Raw genomic sequence first — 18,467 nt, forward strand, 5'->3', positions numbered from 1 at the left:
AAAAGCGACTTAAGTCGCTTTTTTTAATGTGGAAGTAATTCCAGTTTTTTTCGAAGTTTTTCTTCACTAAAAATCCATCCTGTATAGGAACTAATAATATTTAAATTGTGGTCGAGTTGAACGATTGCAACGAATGGATAATAATCTTTACTGCGATAGCGCAAATCAATGAAGCGAACTTCGTAATAATGATCATAATCGAAAATGTCCCAGCGATACACAGGGGAGAAAGATAGAAATGCTGAGATGTTTTCATCTTTTTTAGCTGCGCGCATAATAGCATTATCTGGGAACGGTACCCGGTCGAACTTATCATATATCATGATGTTACCACGATGCCATCTAGCAACGTAGTAATAATCAGTTGTAACGATTGCTAAATGGTAATGATAAAATCTGTAAGAAGGGGAAATGATTATTTTCTCCACATGATTGAAACGTTTATATACGACGCTACGTATGTTTCTATGCATCATAATCCGTCCGATATAGTAAATAATCATCAATATATACGCTGCTAAGGCAGTATACCCTTTATGGGAACCTACAAGCATACAAGCAATCGCGAGTAGGTGGATAAAGAAAATGACGGTATCAAATGTATTAATGATGCCGAGCGCTACCCATTTTTTTGTGAAGGGCCGTAATGCCTGGGTACCGTAGGCGTTGAAAATATCTACAAAGACATGAAGAAAGACGGCAATAAATGACCAAAGTAGTAGATGCAAATATGGAGCGTGTGAAAAGAAGGCGAAAGAGATGCCACTTATAAGGAATGACCAAAGAATCACTGCAGGAATGGAATGAGTAATCCCGCGATGATTTCTTATATATTTAGCGTTATTACGCAATTTTAAAACTGTATCGATGTCAGGAATATTGGAACCGGCAATTGTAGCAAGCATAACTGCTTGTGGCCCAATATCACTTTGTGCTATGGCTGGATCTAACGTTGCCAAACTGCCTAGAGTAACGCCCATAACAAGGTGAGTGGCTGTGTCCATAGAAATCCACCTCCGTTTTTTATTAATGTAACTCTTTTTATTCGATACCTCAAGTCCTTTGCCTTCTATTTCCTATGTCATCTTACTTAAATTTTTTCCTAAAATCTTTATAATAGTACTTATATGCAAAAAAATGAGGGGGATCAAGTTTGACACTTGAAATATTAAATAATTTTAACATAGAGCAGTTTCAAAATGATTTAATTGGTTGGTTTGAAAAAGAGCAACGCGACTTACCGTGGCGTAAAAATAAAGATCCATACCGCGTCTGGGTTTCGGAAATTATGTTGCAGCAAACAAGGGTAGAAGCTGTAAAACCATATTACGCGAATTTTATGGGGAAGTTTCCTACTCTAGAAGCTTTGGCAAATGCTGGTGATGAAGAAGTGTTAAAAGCATGGGAAGGTTTAGGATATTATTCTAGAGCACGAAATTTACATGCGGCTGTAAAAGAAGTGAAAGAAGTATACGGCGGGATAGTACCAAGTGATGTAAAGAAAATTGAAAAATTAAAAGGAGTTGGCCCCTATACAAAAGGTGCTATTTTAAGTATCGCATATGGTATACCAGAGCCGGCAGTTGACGGAAATGTTATGCGTGTATTATCTCGCATTTTATCAGTATGGGATGACATTGCAAAACCGAAAACTAGAAAAGTGTTTGAAGAGATTGTACGTGAAATTATTTCGGCTGAAAATCCATCTTATTTTAATCAAGGTTTGATGGAATTAGGTGCACTAATTTGTATTCCAAAAAATCCATCTTGCTTACTTTGTCCTGTACGTGAACATTGCCGAGGATATGCTGAAGGTGTTCAAAAGGAGTTACCAGTAAAAAGTAAAGCGAAGGCTCCTACAATGGTACCGATTGTTGCAGGGGTACTTCAAACAGAAGATGGTCGTTACGTCATTAATAAACGTCCAAGTACCGGGTTATTAGCTAACATGTGGGAGTTTCCAAATGCTGAACTTGGAGAAGGGATTCGGAATCAGAAAGAGCAGCTTACAGATTATATGAAAGAAAAATTTGAGCTCTCGATTTCTATTGAAGAATACGCAATGAATGTACAACATACGTTTACACATCGCACTTGGGATATATTCGTATTTTACGGAAAAGTAACTGGTGATATTGTTGAAACAGATACATTGAAATTTGTATCGAAAGAAGCATTTGAGCAGTTACCATTCTCGAAATCGCATCGTACGATTTATGAGAATTGCGTTGAGAAAATTACAATGCAATAAATTAAAAAAGTGTTCCCTAGATTGGGAACACTTTTTTAATCGTAAGAAATTTTTGTCCCATGAGTCCAATTAGCTTCACCTTGTTGTAAGCCACCTCTTGATTCAATTTCTACTACAATTTCTTTATAGATACTTTGACCTTCTGCATTTAAATACGGCAAAATCTGTTGTAATGAGTGATGAAAATAAGCTAATTCATCTTCTTTCCACTCATTTTTTGAAACCATCGTTAGTTCAGTCATATCGCGTCCTATATACATATTTCCACCTCCATTTCCTATAGTTTGAATGAGTGATAAGAGATATATACGGAGATTAAAAAAAGAAAATCACGGATAACTTCTAAGTGAATTGGTTACATTATTGGTTGTGGAGGTGAGAAAGATGAGTAAAAAACAACAAGGTTATAACAAGGCAACTTCTGGTGCTAGCATTCAAAGTACAAATGCTAGTTATGGTACAGAGTTCGCGACTGAAACAAATGTACAAGCAGTAAAACAAGCAAATGCACAATCAGAAGCAAAGAAAGCACAAGCTTCTGGTGCACAAAGTGCAAACGCTAGTTATGGTACAGAATTCGCAACTGAAACAGATGTGCATGCTGTGAAAAAACAAAATGCACAATCAGCTGCAAAACAATCACAATCTTCTAGTTCAAATCAGTAATGAAAGAAAAACACTTCTCTAATTCGGGAGAAGTGTTTTCTTTGTGCCTGGGTCATAGTAATGAAAATAAAGTGAACGACATAACTTCTAATAAGTCAACAAATGTAGTCAAAGGAGAAGGAAGTTAAAGATGAGAAATATGTAATGAGGAAGAATAACTGATAAATAAGTCCAAAAGGGGGTAAGTAATGAACGACTTTGATAAGTTGGTAGGAGAGCAATTGGAAACGATGGATGAGTTGTTAAAGTTACAAGCTCATCTAGAGAAGTATCAGCAAATTGAAATGAGCGAAAAGGATACGTGCGATAAAAAGGAATTACATTTTATCCGCCAAGAAATATATAGAACAGAATTAGCGTTAAAACTGTTACATGAGAAATTTGAAGAGCAAACAAATAGTGTGATTCAATCTTTTGAGACTGAAAAAATGATTTCGAATTTAGGGTAAGGCATGTTGTTACCTTCCGGTGAAAGGTCCTTCTTTAGATAGAAATAAGGAAGGGCTTTTTCTATTTCTATTTCCTCGTTTGTAAATCATTCAGCGAAGGCCCCGTCTCCTAAGAAGATTAGGGATATAGTATTCAGTGTGAAAAATAGAGTCTTGTCGCTTTAGTTTTAAAATTTCGACAAAAAAGTTATAATAGAAAAAAAGTGAATGCAGCTCAAAGGGCATTTGCAGTTGAAAGAAGGGAGCATATATGGGATTTCCCAAAGAAGGAGAAAAAGTACAAATACATAGTTATAAACATAATGGCTCCATTCATAGAATGTGGGAAGAGACAACAATTTTAAAAGGGACACAGAGCCTTGTGATCGGAGCAAATGATCGTACAGTAGTGACAGAATCAGATGGCCGAACATGGATTACTCGTGAACCAGCAATTTGTTATTTTCATGCAAATTATTGGTTTAATGTGATTGGGATGCTAAGGGAAGAGGGAGTATATTATTATTGTAATTTAGGCTCACCTTTTGCATATGATTCTGAAGCATTAAAGTACATTGATTATGATTTAGATATTAAAGTATATCCAGATATGACATATACGCTTTTAGATGAAGATGAGTATGAAAAGCATAGTCAAATTATGCAGTATCCACCTGTTATTGATACTATTTTAAAACGAAATGTAGCACAATTAACACAATGGATTCATCAAAGAAAAGGGCCATTCGCGCCAGATTTCGTAGATATGTGGTATGAAAGATATTTAATGTACAGAAATTAAAACAAACCTGCAGGGGATTTCCCGGCAGGTTTGTCCTATTAGAGGGGGGATTATGTGCAAGGTATAAAAAGATATTTGCAATTTGTTAAACCGTATCGATGGCTTATTGCTATTACGATTATGATTGGTCTAGTTAAATTCGGCATCCCGCTTATTATGCCGTGGTTATTAAAATATATTATCGATGATGTAATTCAAGGGGGAGGGTCACTTCAAGATAAAACATCCCAATTAGTAACAGCCGTTGGGATTGCTTTTTTTATTTTTGCAGTAGTAAGACCGCCAATTGAATATTATCGTCAATATTTCGCGCAGCGTATCGCAAATACAATACTATATGATTTACGAAAACATATTTTTGGTCATTTACAAAAGTTGAGTTTACGCTATTATTCGAATACAAAAACAGGAGAGCTTATTTCACGTGTAATCCATGATGTAGAACAAACGAAGGATTTTGTAATTACTGGTTTGATGAATGTTTGGCTAGATACTGCAACAATTGCAATTGCTATTATTGTTATGTTTTCTATGAATATAAAATTAACATTTGTTGCGTTATTAATTTTACCTATTTATGTAGTGGCAGTGAAATATTTTTTCGGGCGTCTTCGAAAATTAACGAAAGAGCGTTCGCAAGCGTTAGCAACGATGCAAGGGTATTTACATGAACGTATTCAAGGGATGCAAGTGACACGTAGCTTTGCATTAGAAGAGTATGAGGGTAAGCAGTTTGAAAAAAGAAATAATGAATTTTTGACGAAAGCATTAACGCATACGAGTTGGACTGCAAGGACATTTTCAGCAGTGAATACGTTAACCGATTTAGGCCCGTTACTGGTAATCGGTTTTGCAGCATATGAAGTAATTCAGGGGCAGTTAACATTAGGGACTATGGTTGCCTTTGTTGGATATATGGATAGTTTGTATAGTCCGCTTCGCCGCCTTGTCAATTCCTCTACAACATTAACACAGTCTTTCGCATCGATGGATCGAGTGTTTGAATTGTTAGATGAAAAATACGATATTGTCAATGTGCCAAGTGCGGTACAAACGACAAAATTAAATGGTGAAGTGATATTTGATAATGTATCTTTTCGTTACAATTCGGATGAAAAAGAGATATTACATAACCTTTCGTTAACTATGTTGCCAGGAGAGAAGGTAGCACTTGTAGGAGCAAGTGGGGGAGGGAAGTCATCTCTTGCTAGCTTAATCCCACGTTTCTATGATGTTTCTTCAGGTGCAGTTTATGTAGATGGGATAGATGTTAGAAAGTATGATATGAGAAATTTACGTAGTCATATTGGAATTGTACTGCAAGATAATTTGTTATTTAGTGATACAATCGGGGCAAATATTTTATATGGAAACCCGAAAGCTACAGAGGAAGAAGTGATTGCAGCTGCTAAAGCTGCGCAAATCCATGATTTTATTATAGAGTTACCTGATGGCTATGATACTGTCGTTGGGGAACGCGGTGTGAAGTTATCTGGTGGGCAAAGGCAACGTGTAGCGATTGCAAGAGTGTTTCTAAAGAATCCATCGTTACTTATATTAGATGAGGCGACTTCCGCTTTAGATTTAGAAAATGAACGGTATATTCAGCAGGCGCTTCAGACGCTAGCTGCTGATCGGACGACGATCGTAATCGCACATCGATTGGCGACGATTACACATGTGGATACGATTATTTACATTGAAGATGGTGAAATTAAAGAAACAGGTTCTCATGAAGAGTTAATGAAAAAAAGAGGGTTTTATTACAATTTATATCAACTTCAACATATAACAGAAACAGCTCCTTTAGCGTAAAAGGAGCTGTTTTCTTTATTCGTCTTCTTTTTTATCTTCGATTTGGAGTTCTGCTTCTGGTTTATGGTATGTGTAGAAGCTATCCACAAGTAAATCTAAATGCTCTACTTCTTCACTATAGTTAATAATGGCAGAAATAAGAGGGAAGAGGTGTAGCCATGTTTTATACGCTTCCTCATCGTCCTTGTTTTGATAATCCATAAAGATATCAATTAATTCTTGTTTACCTGTTTCAACTTCATCAAGCATTTCAACGGATTGTTGTTTTTTTGCTTTACCAATAAATTTTAATAAAACTTGTTCATGGTAATGGGTTAATGAGTCAAGTTCGTTTTGGATAGATTCCTGAAATTCTTCTGGCATATAGCGCAGTTCATTTTCAGTACGATGTAATGATTTTAACGTACTTAAAGCACGGCTTGTCGTCGCTAACATTTGTCTGAATAAAACGAGCTTACGAATTTTTGCGAACTTTACTTTTTTCGTGTAGCTTCTTTCTTCTTTATACAGCAAATAGTAATGGTTTAGTTTAATCATCTTTTCTTTCATACGATCAATATCAGTTTTTAGCGTTGTAAAATCAGAAGCTTGCCTGCTATTCATTCGAATCCATTTTACAATTTCTTCTGTATTATCAACGATACGATGATATAGTTTTGTTTCGTATTTTGGCGGCATAAACACTAAATTTACAAGTGAAGCCGCAATAATTCCAATCATAATCGTCGCAAAGCGAAGTAAGGCAAAACTAAAGAAATCGTCGCCCTGATACTCCATAATGGCGATAACTGTTACTAAAGCAATTGATATTGTGTTTTCTAATCGTAATTGTAACGTAAGCGCAATTACTAATATACATGTTAATCCAATAATAAAAGGATTATGTCCAAAAGCAGTAGCAAATACGATAGCGAATACGGCACCAATGACGTTTGCTTGAATTTGCTCAAGAGCTGTTAAATACGAGCGGTATACAGACGGTTGAACAGCGAATATAGCTGAGATTCCCGCGAATACTGGACTCGGTAATTGAAGTAAAATACAAGCAAATAAAGCTAATGTGATGGCAATACCCGTTTTTAAAATGCGAGCACCAAGTTTCATACCCTTAATAAGATCCTTTCTCTTGTCATAATGAATGTACAACATGATACTATACATTCATTACAATATGTTAGCAAGTGATATTTTAGTGACGTTAATAAGAAATTAAGATTCATTTTATACTTTTTCCTAATTCTTTTTAAACATCAATTTTTAGTGAAAAAACCTGCTGAATTTCAGCAGGTTTCAAATTGTTACTATAGATTACTATGAGAAGTGTACTTCGTCAATTTTTTCTTGAAAATGAAAAGTTGGTATATCACTCTGTTGAGATAGATGGATCAGCCTGCTCTTTTTTCGGGATAATTTCAAAAAACTGTTGCTGCATATCATCGAGTAACGGTGTTAATAAAGCAACTTCCTCGTATTGCTCATGTTCATTTAATACACGAATGTAATCTAACAATAACTCAGTCACATCTTGCACGCCGTTTTTACTAATTGGTTGTAATGTAACATTTGCCCCTTTTGCGATTCTTCTTTTTAAGGCGTGTTCTGTTAAACCCGAGCTTGAATCATGACGTAAATAAACAACACCACCAGTCATACCAGCACAAATCCATGGACCAGGATCCCCTAAAACAAGCGCTCGCCCATTTGTCATATATTCAAAAGCGAAACCTTTAATATTAGAGTATACACCTATATTCCCTTGCTCTTTTTCACGGAGTGGCTTTGTCATTCGCCCTCCAATTATCATGTCTGCTCCAGAGAGGCGAATGCCAGCGCGAGCATCAGCGTTACCTTGAACGTATAGCGATCCTTTTTGTGCACCGTACCCAAAACCTTTTCCGACAGAACCGTTATAATATATGCCGTCTTTTCCTTTTGCTTTCGTTATATAAATACCACCACCAAAGGAGGTTTTACCAATACCATCTTGTGCACCGCCATTTACGTGTATAAATAAGTTCTCACTATTGTAAGCACCTAATCCATTTCCAGGAATAGAGCCATTCGTATACTTTAATGTAAGTGGTTCAAGCTTCGTGTCTTCATATAATTTACTACGAACGCGATAGCAAGATTCTAGACCACCCATAACGCGTTGCTCTACGCCAACGCCTACTAATTCTTTTGAATGAGGGGAATGAACTGTTTCAAATTGTTTTTCTGGTACGTATTCTGTTTTTGTAACAGATGGGTGTTCTATCGTTTGTAGTAAATTACATAAGTCTAATAAATTTTCGCCTCGAACTTGTTCTAATAAATCGGAATGTCCGACAATTTCTTGTAAATTTGTATAACCAAGATTTCCTGTTAATCGTTTTAGTTCTACGCCAAAAGTGGTGAATAAATGTAATAATCCAGCAACGGCGCTTTCTAATTCGCGCGGGACGAAGCGGCGTAATCCGTGTTCTTTCGCCTGAGCTTCAGACTCAATTTGTGTTGCAATTCCAACGTGACAAGTATCTAGATGACATCCGCGGCAAGTTGTACAGCCGATTGCAATCATGGATAATGTACCAAATCCAATACGGTTTGCCCCAAGGAGCATGATTTTCAAGGCATCATTAACACTTCGAATACCACCGTCAGCCCAAATTTCTACCTTGTGCCTCATATTTGCTTCTAATAAAGCATTGTGAGCGGCTTTCACACCAATTTCTACAGGAAGGCCTACATGTTGCAATGCGTGAATACGTGCGGCACCTGTACCACCATCAAATCCGCTAATGTTAATAAAGTCAGCACCAGCCTTTGCGATACCGACAGCAATTGTTCCAATGTTAGGGACAACAGGGACCTTTACAGCTACTTTCGCAAGTTGATTAGCCGTTTTAATTTCTGTAATCATTTGAGCTAAATCTTCAATGGAATAAATATCATGGTTGTTAGAAGGTGAAATTAAATCAGAGCCAATTGTAGCATTACGCGCTTCAGCGATTTTTGCTGTTACTTTTGAACCAGGCAAATGTCCGCCTTCACCAGGCTTTGCGCCTTGCCCAATTTTTATTTCAATTAAGTTTGATGAATTTAGTAGTTCGGCGTTTACACCAAATCGCCCAGATGCAACTTGTTGTCCACGTGTATGTGGATATTTTCCAATCATATCTTTAATTTCGCCGCCTTCACCGTTCAAGCTAATCATATTTAGCTGATCGGCCGCTTCTGCATATGCACGAAAGGCAATTTCATTTTGAGAACCGAATGACATGGAACTAATAATAAATGGTAAATCATGATTTTGAATGCTGATGGATACTTCTTCAGCCGGAACGACATGTTTTGTTTCTTTCGTTTGAACAAGATGTCTAATCGCGATTGGATTATTTTCTTCTAACTCACTTAATTTGTCACGGTAATCATCATAAGAATTTCCTTTTGCGACATCGCCGATTGCTTTCCAAATTCGCGGGAATATATGAAAAGATTTTCGCATTCTAACTTTAGGATTGTTATAATCATCCGCTCGCAATTGTGCATCTTCAGCAAGTGATTCAAGCGAAAAAGCTAAATCATTTGAACCGAAGAAATTCGTAATTTGTAATATATTTGCGATTTCCTCATGTAATCCGATAGAAGAATAGAGGCGGCCGTAACCACGTAATTCATGAATTCCAATTGTTGAAATGACTTTTTCTAGTCCTTTATTAAGAGCATTATACAAATTCGTAATTGGCGTTTTTGTTCCATCATTTACGGTTGCAAATAATAAATATGGATTCATACCATCTGCTCCTAATCCATACAGTGTGACGATATCATGTAAGGAGCGAAGGGCACCAGAACGTATAACGAGAGAGCAGTTTCGGCGTAATTTATTTTCGCTTAATACTTGATGTACTTTAGCGGTAACTAAATGCGGATCAATCCATAACTGTTCATTTAGATGAGCGTTGGCATCGTCTATTAATAGTAGGGAAGCTCCATCGTTCACGGCCTTTATCGCTTCAGAACTAATTCGATTTAAGGCGCATTGTAAAGTTTCTGTCGGACTGAATGTAGCAGAGATTGTAGCGATAGAGCTATGAGTATTGAATAGCTGTATAAGTTGTTCGTACGTAATTGTGTGTAATTCCTCTGTAATAGATTGTGCTACACTTCCTTCTAAAATAATGGGGGAAAGCATCTCAACTACAAATGTCCGTTTAGCTCCGCTTAATAAACTTGGGCGCTCTCCAAGTATTGTTCGTGTGGAGAAGTGCTCGACCTCTCGATCACGATCGATTGCTGGATTTGTAACAACGGCTACACTTTCCTTAATGAAATCAGCGATATTTCGTCTACCAGTATCGAGTGCTGCAAGTGGTGAGTCATGCCCAAGTGAGCGAATTGGCTCAACGCCTTTTGTTGCCATCTGTTCAAGAAGCTGAATATGTTCTCGGTCCCATCCGAAAGCAACGTATTGTTTCGTTTCGACTTGTATAGAATCACATAATCCTGGGATTTCTTTCGTTTCTGGGATAGATAAGTTTAAATGATAATCTTTAGTATCAAATCGCTTTTTAAAACGGTTATATACTTGAGTTTGGTAGTCATCGTATTCGTAGAGTACAAGTTCATCTTGTTCATTCCACTTTAGACCGACTTTTTCTCCAGGAGCGAGTGGTTTTGGTTCTGCTACATATTCAGTTGGTGATACAACTCCAGGTTCAGAAGAGAAAACATAAGAACTCGCTGTCTCTACTTTCCATACTGGTCGTAGTCCAAGGGAATCAACGCTGAAAACAGCCTCATCTTTATAACGTGAAATAATACCAGCTGGACCTTGCGCAAAATGGCCCCAAGCTTCACGTATATACGTATATAAATCTTGTAAATGCGGTTCATAAAGTTTCATTTCATTAATAATTGGTGGGAATAGTATATCCATTGCTTCAAATAAACTGTAGTCGTATTGAACAAGTAGAGTTTCTAAGGTGCGGTTTAAATCTTGGGAGTCACTGCCCCCAGCAGTAAGTGGAACATGAATCATGTCAGCTTGATCACGTAATTTTGCAATTGTGTTAATTTCACCATTATGTCCGAGAATGCTAAATGGTTGTACACGAAAAAAATTAGATAATGTATTAGTAGAATAGCGGTTATGTCCTAGTGTCATAGTTGAAGCGATAAGTGGATGTTGTAAATCATTGTAATAGGCAACAAGTGTATCCCCAGCGCCTAGAACTTTATATACAACATGGTCACGACTTAATGAAGCAACATGAATCGCTTCGTTTTCCTCTATTTTTATCGTTACTGAAAATAATGTTTGCTCAACATTTTCAACTTTATTTTCTGCGATAAGAGCAACTTGCCAAAATAAAGGTTCTTCCTGTTTACCAAGTGGACCGAGTGCATCGGAATTTATTACATCATCACTTTCAAAAATAATAGTAAAACTTTCGTTATTTAATTGCGTACGAATATGATTTTTTAAATTAACGATATTTGCGTTTTTGTTTAGAAAAAAATGTCCAACGATAAAGTGGGGATGATCCACAATCGTTGGATTGTATCCGTTATTTTTCAGCTTTTCATTCCAAAGTGCTTTTGGGACATCAATGTGAATTCCGATACCATCTCCTTCACCATTAATGAAACCAGCTCGATGATTCATTTTGACAAGTGATTGTATGCAAAGATCAATGTTTTCTTTCGTGGCAACTTTTCGTTTCTCCATAACGGAAACGATTCCACACGCATCATGTTCTGCATTTTTATAATCTCGAAATAAAGACGGTGTCCATGTATTTGTTTTATTGAGCATCCGTCAATCCCCCCTTTTATTGAAGTTTGAATAATCTTACTATTCAAGGCGTGAGCAGCCTTATATACAAGGATAGTAAGGATATAAAAGAAAAATAAAACAGATAATTATGAATAATTATACTATTAATAAGGGATTTATGAAATAGAAAAAAGGAAAAAAGAAAGATGTGCTTTCTTTTTTCCTTTTTAATGAAGGGATTATTTATTATCCGCTAAAGCAGCGAATGCTCTGCCTACAGCTTCAATTGTATATTCGATATCTTCTTTTGTATGTTCTGTCGTTAAGAACCATGCCTCGTATTTAGAAGGTGCTAAGTTAACTCCTTCTTGAAGCATAAGCTTGAAGAATTTACCGAACATTTCACCGTCTGTATCTTGTGCTGCATCGTAATCTTCAATTGTATTTGTTGTGAAGTATACAGTTAAAGCACCTTTTAGTCGGTTTAATGTAATATCGATATTATGTTTTGCAGCTTGCTCTAAAATTCCCTTTTCAAGCATCGCACCAAGTTCATCTAATTTCTCATAAAGACCTTCTTGTTGAAGAACTTCTAGACAAGCGATACCGGATGCCATAGAAGCAGGATTTCCTGCCATTGTACCAGCTTGATATGCAGGTCCGAGCGGGGCAACTTGTTCCATAATTTCTTTCTTACCACCATAAGCACCGATCGGAAGTCCGCCGCCAATAACTTTACCAAGCGCTGTTAAGTCTGGTGTTACGCCAAGTAAGTCTTGAGCACCACCGTACATGAAGCGGAAAGCAGTAATAACTTCATCATAAATTACTAGTGCACCAGCTTCGTGAACAAGTTCATTCACTTTCTCAAGGAAGCCAGGTTTTGGCTCTACAATACCGAAGTTTCCAACAATCGGTTCTACAAGGATAGCTGCTACTTCATGTCCCCATTTATCTAATGCTTCTTTTAAAGTTTCTACATTATTAAATGGAACGGTAATAACTTCTTGAGCGATACTTTGTGGTACACCGGCTGAGTCAGGAGTTCCTAGCGTAGAAGGGCCAGATCCAGCTGCTACAAGTACTAAATCAGAATGACCGTGGTAACAACCAGCAAATTTCATAATTTTTGTGCGGCCTGTGTAAGCACGAGCGACACGAATTGTTGTCATTACTGATTCAGTACCAGAGTTTACGAAGCGGACTTTATCTAATGCAGGCATTGCTTCTTTTAACATTTTTGCAAATTTTACTTCTAGTGCTGTTGGTGTTCCGTAAAGTACACCATTTTCAGCAGCTGTTGTAATTGCTTTTGTAATGTGCGGGTGAGCATGTCCAGTAATAATAGGACCGTATGCTGCTAAATAATCGATATATTTATTTCCGTCTACATCCCAGAAATAAGCACCTTTTCCACGTTCCATAGCAACAGGAGCGCCGCCGCCAACTGCTTTAAAAGAACGAGAAGGACTATTAACGCCACCAACGATATGTTCTAAAGCTTCTTTATGTAATGCTTCTGATTTTGTGAATTTCACTACAATTCATCTCCTTACAAAAATCTATGTATTATTCTAACATGTTTTTCGAAAAGACGTATTGTTTGTGATAGAGAAGGCAGTTGGGTAAACTATTCGTTGTGACATTTAGGAAGGGGGGTCCGATTATGAAATCGGTAATTGAGGTACAAGGGTTACGTAAAGAGTTTACAGCCTATTCAAGTCGTCCGGGATTAAAGGGTGCTTTTCGCGATTTATTAAATCGTAATTATAAAATAGTACCAGCAGTAAATGATGTATCTTTTAATGTGAAACAAGGTGAAATGGTTGGATATATCGGTGAGAACGGTGCTGGTAAATCAACAACTATTAAAATGCTTACGGGGATTTTGACTCCGACATCAGGAGAAATTTTAGTAAATGGGATGAACCCGCATAAGCAGAGAGAAGAATTCGTAAGAACAATTGGTGTTGTTTTCGGTCAACGCTCACAACTTTGGTGGGATATTGCTGTACAAGAATCTTTTCGTTTATTAAAAAAAGTGTACGGTGTATCAGACGCTCAGTATAAAGAGCATATGGAACACGTGATTGAAACGTTAGATATTGGTCCTTTATTAGATAAGCCAGTTCGAAAGTTATCTCTAGGTCAAAGAATGCGTTGTGAATTAGCGGCAGCATTAATTCATAATCCACCGTTATTATTTTTAGATGAACCAACAATTGGGTTGGATGTTCTTGTGAAATTAAAAATACGTGAATTTTTAAAAGAAATGAATGAACGTTATAAAACAACAATCTTATTAACAACCCATGATATTACTGATATTGAAGCTTTATGTGAGCGCGTTATCATGCTGGATGAAGGAAATATTATGTATGACGGTTCTTTAAATAATCTTCGTACACAGTGGGGAGCAGAGAAGGAAATCCATTTTCAATTTATTGCACCAGTTTCCTATCAGGCTTTATCAATGGTTATGCCAGATAGTCATGTCGTTTGGTCGAAAGCGAAAGAGGAAAACGCGTGGGTTGCAAAAATACCGAATGAAGAAGTTATCATTTCAATGCTTATTTCTAAAGTAGTACAAGCCTTTCAAATTAAAGATTTAAAAATTAACGAAGTATCTACAGAGGAAATTATTCGTAACATTTATGAAGAAGGTATTAAACATGGGTAAGTACATTGAAATGATTCGGATTCGCTTTTTAATGATGCTTGCGTATCGTACAAACTATTATAGTGGGATTTTAATTTATACAATTAATATCGGTGCGTATTATTTTTTATGGCAAGCAATTTATAGTGGAAAAGAGAATATTGAAAGTTTATCTATTTCGCAAATGACTACTTATATCGCAATTGCGTGGATGGCACGTGCTTTTTATTTTAATAATATAGACAGGGAAATTGCGATGGAGATTCAAGAAGGACGTGTAGCAGTAGAACTCATTCGTCCATATAACTATTTAGGCATGAAAGTGATGCAAGGTCTTGGTGAAGGAATATTTCGTTTTGCTTTCTTTTCAATTCCAGGTATGGTTATCGTTACCTTATTATTTTCATTGCAAATTACAACGAATTTTCAAACGTGGTTATATTTCTTCTTATCTTTAATATTTAGTTTTATTATTAATACACAAATTAATTTAATGACGGGAATGCTCACGTTCTTCCTATTTAATAATAGTGGAATTATGTATGCGAAACGTGTCGTTATTGATTTATTTTCAGGTCTATTATTACCAATTAGTTTTTATCCGTTATGGGCCCAAAAGGCAATGATGTTTTTACCGTTTCAGGCGATTAGTTATATTCCGAGTATGATTTTTTCAGAAGGTATACAAGGAAGTAAATTGTATGAGGCATTATTATTCCAAGTAATTTGGGCAATTGTACTTATTATTCCAATTGTACTCATGTGGAGAACGGCGAGAAAACGTCTAATTGTACAAGGGGGATGATGAGATGATATATATAAACCTATTTTTGCAATATGCAAGCCAATATATAAAAACAAAATTGGAGTATCGGGGCGATTTTATCGTTGGATTACTTTCTGATTTAGCACTACAGGCTGTTAATTTAATCTTTATTCTCGTTGTGTTTGGGCATACACAAGCATTAAAGGGCTGGAGTAGAGAAGAAGTAATCTTTATTTATGGTTTCTTTTTAGTGCCGTTTGCCATTTTCTCAGCTTTCTTTAACATATGGGACTTTAATGATCGTTACATTATTAAAGGAGAAATGGATCGTATATTAACGAGACCGATTCATAGTTTATTTCAAATTATATTAGAAAGAATGGAACTGGAATCTTTAATTGGAGCGATTACAGGAATAATTGTAATGGGATATGCAGCAGTGGAGCTGCAATTATCTTTTTACTGGTACGATTTCTTCTTATTCTTACTGATGGTAGGAGGAGGAGCACTTGTATACGGAGGGATATTTGTTACGCTTGCGAGCCTTGGTTTTTGGTCGGATGCGAAAAGTTCAATTATGCCGCTAATGTATAACATAGGTAACTATGGTCGCTATCCTGTTAACATTTATAACCGTGTGATTCGCTTCATTTTAACGTTTGTTTTACCATTTGCGTTTGTCGGAGTGTATCCAGCAGCATACTTTTTAAGAAAAACAGAGTGGAATAGCTATGCATTTGCAACACCATTCGTTGGTGTTATCTGTTTTACGATTGCAATTACTCTTTGGAATCAAGGGGTAAAAAGGTACCGTGGTGCTGGGAATTAATTATAGAAGCTTGTTTGTTTCTAAGGGATAAATCCAATGGCCGTCTCATACATATAAAATGAGGTGGAGGACATGTTATGGGGATTTATTCTATTAATTGCAGCAATTGCTATTTTGAGAAGTGTCCAATTGTTATGGAGTTCATATTCAGATTCTAGGCGTTTCTTTTCGCTTTATAATTTAGCCTCCTTATTTTTAATTTATACAACGGTATTGATTGCGTTTGGGTTAAGTTATGTTGTATTAGAAGAAATGGGTTTTGCAGTTTTGAAAGAAGATGGAGAAAGCTTGCATGCCCAATCTTTTCAACTTGTAGAAATTTGCTTATATTTTAGCGCGGTTACTTTATTGTCCGTTGGGTACGGTGATATAGCTCCGATTGGAATAGGGAGATGGATTGCGATTGCAGAAGCGCTAATTGGATATACATTACCGTTTGCTTTTGTAATGAGGTCTGTAATAGACAATGAAAAATAAGATAGCATTTGATATAGTAAAAGAAAAGAGTAGGAGTGATAACAATGATCACAGTAGGAGAAATGGCTCCAGAATTTACATTAGAGGGAAGTAACGGGGAACAAGTTCGCTTAGCTGATTTTCGTGGTAAAAACGTAGTGCTATATTTTTATCCGAAAGATATGACTCCAGGGTGTACAACTGAAGCATGTGATTTTCGCGATGCGTATGGATTATTTCAAGAGAAAGATACAGTTATTCTTGGTGTAAGTCCTGATTCAGCGAACAGACATCTGAAATTCATTGAGAAGCATGAGCTTCCATTTGTACTTTTAGTAGATGAAGATCATAAGGTAGCGGAATTATACGATGTTTGGAAATTGAAAAAGAACTTTGGAAAAGAGTATATGGGAAGCGAGCGTTCTACATTCCTTATTAATAAAGACGGTGAGCTTGTAAAAGAGTGGCGTAAAGTGAAAGTGAAGGGACATACTGACGAGGTTCTTTCTTATATAAAGTAAATTCATTGTGGAGATAAAATATATAGAAGTAAGGCGAGTGTCTATACATATTTTATCGTCTTACATAAAGTGAAGTGTAGGGCATACCTCCTCAGATGATAGTATTCCAAGTGCGATTATGTCGCACTTTTTTTCTATGTAAATGTATAGAAAATGGGGAAGGATATATAAGAATAAGGCTATATACAAAAATAAACCACATACTTATAGTAGAAATATTGACGATTTATAAGAAAAGGAGTACACTCTTTATAAGAATTATAAAATAATAATCCGTATAGAATCGGGGTGCATGACGGTGGTCAAAGAAGAATTAAAAGAAGCGCTAGAAATGCTGAAAAATACGGGTGTACGCATTACTCCACAGCGTCATGCTATTTTAGAGTACCTTGTGGAATCTATGACGCACCCAACAGCGGATGACATTTATAAAGCATTAGAAGGTAAGTTTCCAAATATGAGTGTTGCAACTGTCTATAATAACTTACGTGTATTTAAAGAGGTTGGACTTGTAAAGGAATTAACTTATGGAGACGCTTCAAGTAGATTTGATTATGTTACAAGTCAACATTATCATGTGATTTGCGAAAAATGTGGTAAGATTGTTGATTTTCCTTATGGAGGTTTGGAACAGCTTGAAGAGGAAGCTGCGAAAACGACAGGCTTCGTTATTAATAGTCATCGCTTAGAAATTTATGGCGTTTGTCCAGAGTGTCATAAGGCGTAATATATAATAAAGAAAGAGGGAGACGTAAACGTCTCCCTCTTTCTTTATTATATATGGGAATTACGTTAGGTTCAGGAGGATTTAAAACGTTCAGTGAAGAACCTAATTTAATTAAAGATAAATACAAAAGGTGATTTCTTAACAAAGAAATCACCTTTTAACATTTAGTTTTGTAAGGGCACATTGTACCTATATATGCCTATGATTTATAGCTCTTCTTATTATATTTCTCATCAAATTCTTTTCCTTCTAGATTTCGATCCATTGTTAAAGGTTGGTTGCAATGCATACATGCGTCGACACGACCGAGCATTTTGGTCGGCTTATCGCAGCTTGGACAAATAATTTGTACAGTTTTAGTAGATAACATGCCAATCCAAAAGTAAACGACAGTACTAGCGATAACAGCTAAAAAGCCAACCATCATAAATGTTGTCATAATAATAATGTTTTCACGGAAAAAGACACCTAAGTATGCAATGAAGAGGCCGATAAATACTAAACTTAATGCAAAGGTCCGGATTTTATTGATTTTGTTCGAATACTTAATGCTCATTTGCATCACACTCCTATAATAATAATATAACATAAAATTTAGAATTTTCACTCGTTCGTAAACGTGATAAACCGATAAGATATGAGATATGGAGTATGATGCAGAATGAAGGGAGACTATAATGGTTTTTGGAACATGGTTTTAAGATTTTAACGGGATGTGAATTTTTTTTATAAAAAGTATTGACCCCTTATATACTACATGATATATTAATAACCGTCGCTGATGCG

17 protein-coding genes are annotated in these 18,467 nt (G+C 36.3%); 11 read left to right on the forward strand and 6 right to left on the reverse strand.

Annotated features, from left to right (window positions below; genetic code table 11):
* Positions 1-23: 23 nt before the first annotated feature.
* Positions 24-1,004, reverse strand: coding sequence for a metal-dependent hydrolase (locus GFJ36_RS02195; RefSeq protein ID WP_098082093.1), 981 nt, complete (start codon positions 1,002-1,004; stop codon positions 24-26).
* Between the two features lie 149 nt (positions 1,005-1,153).
* Between GFJ36_RS02195 and mutY the strand changes: the two genes are divergently transcribed.
* Positions 1,154-2,251 (forward strand): A/G-specific adenine glycosylase, encoded by a 1,098-nt coding sequence (mutY, locus tag GFJ36_RS02200; protein WP_046953679.1) that lies wholly within the window; start codon positions 1,154-1,156, stop codon positions 2,249-2,251.
* Positions 2,252-2,286: 35 nt separating this feature from the next.
* On the opposite strand, the gene GFJ36_RS02205 is transcribed toward mutY, so the two are convergent.
* On the reverse strand, positions 2,287-2,511 hold the full coding sequence (locus tag GFJ36_RS02205; protein ID WP_048542097.1) for a hypothetical protein: 225 nt from the start codon (positions 2,509-2,511) through the stop codon (positions 2,287-2,289).
* A 124-nt stretch (positions 2,512-2,635) separates the two neighbouring features.
* Here GFJ36_RS02205 and GFJ36_RS02210 point away from each other — a divergent pair, with 124 nt between their 5' ends.
* The 4 genes from GFJ36_RS02210 to GFJ36_RS02225 all read left to right on the forward strand — a co-directional run bounded on the left by GFJ36_RS02210 (position 2,636) and on the right by GFJ36_RS02225 (position 5,962).
* On the forward strand, positions 2,636-2,917 hold the full coding sequence (locus GFJ36_RS02210; protein WP_000039039.1) for a gamma-type small acid-soluble spore protein: 282 nt from the start codon (positions 2,636-2,638) through the stop codon (positions 2,915-2,917).
* A gap of 188 nt (positions 2,918-3,105) precedes the next feature.
* Complete coding sequence (locus GFJ36_RS02215) at positions 3,106-3,366, forward strand: YgaB family protein (RefSeq protein WP_000997582.1); 261 nt, start codon at positions 3,106-3,108, stop codon at positions 3,364-3,366.
* 250 nt (positions 3,367-3,616) lie between these two features.
* Positions 3,617-4,147 carry a nucleoside tri-diphosphate phosphatase gene (ntdP, locus tag GFJ36_RS02220; RefSeq protein WP_000506626.1) on the forward strand — a complete coding sequence of 177 codons (531 nt, stop codon included), beginning with the start codon at positions 3,617-3,619 and terminating at the stop codon, positions 4,145-4,147.
* 54 nt (positions 4,148-4,201) lie between these two features.
* The gene (locus tag GFJ36_RS02225; protein ID WP_097889310.1) at positions 4,202-5,962 is read left to right on the forward strand and encodes an ABC transporter ATP-binding protein; all 1,761 of its coding nucleotides are present in this window, start codon (positions 4,202-4,204) and stop codon (positions 5,960-5,962) included.
* A gap of 15 nt (positions 5,963-5,977) precedes the next feature.
* Here GFJ36_RS02225 and GFJ36_RS02230 read toward each other — a convergent pair whose 3' ends face one another.
* The 3 genes from GFJ36_RS02230 to hemL all read right to left on the reverse strand — a co-directional run bounded on the left by GFJ36_RS02230 (position 5,978) and on the right by hemL (position 13,261).
* Positions 5,978-7,066 (reverse strand): aromatic acid exporter family protein, encoded by a 1,089-nt coding sequence (locus GFJ36_RS02230; protein ID WP_000765792.1) that lies wholly within the window; start codon positions 7,064-7,066, stop codon positions 5,978-5,980.
* Positions 7,067-7,325: 259 nt separating this feature from the next.
* Complete coding sequence (locus GFJ36_RS02235) at positions 7,326-11,762, reverse strand: glutamate synthase-related protein (protein WP_097889311.1); 4,437 nt, start codon at positions 11,760-11,762, stop codon at positions 7,326-7,328.
* Positions 11,763-11,962: 200 nt separating this feature from the next.
* Positions 11,963-13,261, reverse strand: a complete 1,299-nt coding sequence (hemL, locus tag GFJ36_RS02240) for a glutamate-1-semialdehyde-2,1-aminomutase (RefSeq protein WP_000673249.1) — start codon at positions 13,259-13,261, stop codon at positions 11,963-11,965.
* Between the two features lie 128 nt (positions 13,262-13,389).
* Here hemL and GFJ36_RS02245 point away from each other — a divergent pair, with 128 nt between their 5' ends.
* The 6 genes from GFJ36_RS02245 to perR all read left to right on the forward strand — a co-directional run bounded on the left by GFJ36_RS02245 (position 13,390) and on the right by perR (position 17,681).
* Positions 13,390-14,403, forward strand: coding sequence for an ABC transporter ATP-binding protein (locus GFJ36_RS02245; RefSeq protein ID WP_000843640.1), 1,014 nt, complete (start codon positions 13,390-13,392; stop codon positions 14,401-14,403).
* Positions 14,396-15,187, forward strand: coding sequence for an ABC transporter permease (locus tag GFJ36_RS02250; RefSeq protein WP_000521517.1), 792 nt, complete (start codon positions 14,396-14,398; stop codon positions 15,185-15,187). The genes GFJ36_RS02245 and GFJ36_RS02250 overlap by 8 nt, the downstream gene beginning before the upstream one ends.
* 4 nt (positions 15,188-15,191) lie before the next feature.
* Complete coding sequence (locus GFJ36_RS02255; RefSeq protein WP_000639385.1) at positions 15,192-15,977, forward strand: ABC transporter permease; 786 nt, start codon at positions 15,192-15,194, stop codon at positions 15,975-15,977.
* A gap of 72 nt (positions 15,978-16,049) precedes the next feature.
* Positions 16,050-16,454, forward strand: coding sequence for a potassium channel family protein (locus GFJ36_RS02260; RefSeq protein ID WP_000964347.1), 405 nt, complete (start codon positions 16,050-16,052; stop codon positions 16,452-16,454).
* Positions 16,455-16,498: 44 nt separating this feature from the next.
* Positions 16,499-16,954 (forward strand): thioredoxin-dependent thiol peroxidase, encoded by a 456-nt coding sequence (gene bcp / locus GFJ36_RS02265; RefSeq protein ID WP_098230451.1) that lies wholly within the window; start codon positions 16,499-16,501, stop codon positions 16,952-16,954.
* 298 nt (positions 16,955-17,252) lie between these two features.
* A complete protein-coding gene (gene perR, locus GFJ36_RS02270) occupies positions 17,253-17,681 on the forward strand; it encodes a peroxide-responsive transcriptional repressor PerR (protein ID WP_000237831.1) in 429 nt (142 codons plus the stop codon).
* 199 nt (positions 17,682-17,880) lie between these two features.
* Here the strand turns inward: perR and GFJ36_RS02275 are convergent, their stop codons facing one another.
* Positions 17,881-18,237 (reverse strand): YgzB family protein, encoded by a 357-nt coding sequence (locus GFJ36_RS02275; protein ID WP_000025063.1) that lies wholly within the window; start codon positions 18,235-18,237, stop codon positions 17,881-17,883.
* Between the last annotated feature and the right edge of the window lie 230 nt (positions 18,238-18,467).

Source organism: Bacillus sp. EE-W1, assembly GCF_009760835.1.
In the GTDB taxonomy this organism is placed as follows: domain Bacteria; phylum Bacillota; class Bacilli; order Bacillales; family Bacillaceae_G; genus Bacillus_A; species Bacillus_A wiedmannii.

Excerpts from the sequence above, each read along its gene's own strand:
- GFJ36_RS02195 (WP_098082093.1), bottom strand. The coding sequence starts at position 1,004 with ATGGACACAGCCACTCACCTTGTTATGGGCGTTACTCTAGGCAGTTTG.
- GFJ36_RS02205 (WP_048542097.1), bottom strand. The coding sequence starts at position 2,511 with ATGTATATAGGACGCGATATGACTGAACTAACGATGGTTTCAAAAAAT.
- bcp (WP_098230451.1), top strand. The coding sequence starts at position 16,499 with ATGATCACAGTAGGAGAAATGGCTCCAGAATTTACATTAGAGGGAAGT.
- ntdP (WP_000506626.1), top strand. The coding sequence starts at position 3,617 with ATGGGATTTCCCAAAGAAGGAGAAAAAGTACAAATACATAGTTATAAA.
- GFJ36_RS02235 (WP_097889311.1), bottom strand. The coding sequence starts at position 11,762 with ATGCTCAATAAAACAAATACATGGACACCGTCTTTATTTCGAGATTAT.
- GFJ36_RS02210 (WP_000039039.1), top strand. The coding sequence starts at position 2,636 with ATGAGTAAAAAACAACAAGGTTATAACAAGGCAACTTCTGGTGCTAGC.
- GFJ36_RS02215 (WP_000997582.1), top strand. The coding sequence starts at position 3,106 with ATGAACGACTTTGATAAGTTGGTAGGAGAGCAATTGGAAACGATGGAT.
- GFJ36_RS02260 (WP_000964347.1), top strand. The coding sequence starts at position 16,050 with ATGTTATGGGGATTTATTCTATTAATTGCAGCAATTGCTATTTTGAGA.
- GFJ36_RS02255 (WP_000639385.1), top strand. The coding sequence starts at position 15,192 with ATGATATATATAAACCTATTTTTGCAATATGCAAGCCAATATATAAAA.
- GFJ36_RS02245 (WP_000843640.1), top strand. The coding sequence starts at position 13,390 with ATGAAATCGGTAATTGAGGTACAAGGGTTACGTAAAGAGTTTACAGCC.
- GFJ36_RS02250 (WP_000521517.1), top strand. The coding sequence starts at position 14,396 with ATGGGTAAGTACATTGAAATGATTCGGATTCGCTTTTTAATGATGCTT.
- GFJ36_RS02275 (WP_000025063.1), bottom strand. The coding sequence starts at position 18,237 with ATGAGCATTAAGTATTCGAACAAAATCAATAAAATCCGGACCTTTGCA.
- GFJ36_RS02230 (WP_000765792.1), bottom strand. The coding sequence starts at position 7,066 with ATGAAACTTGGTGCTCGCATTTTAAAAACGGGTATTGCCATCACATTA.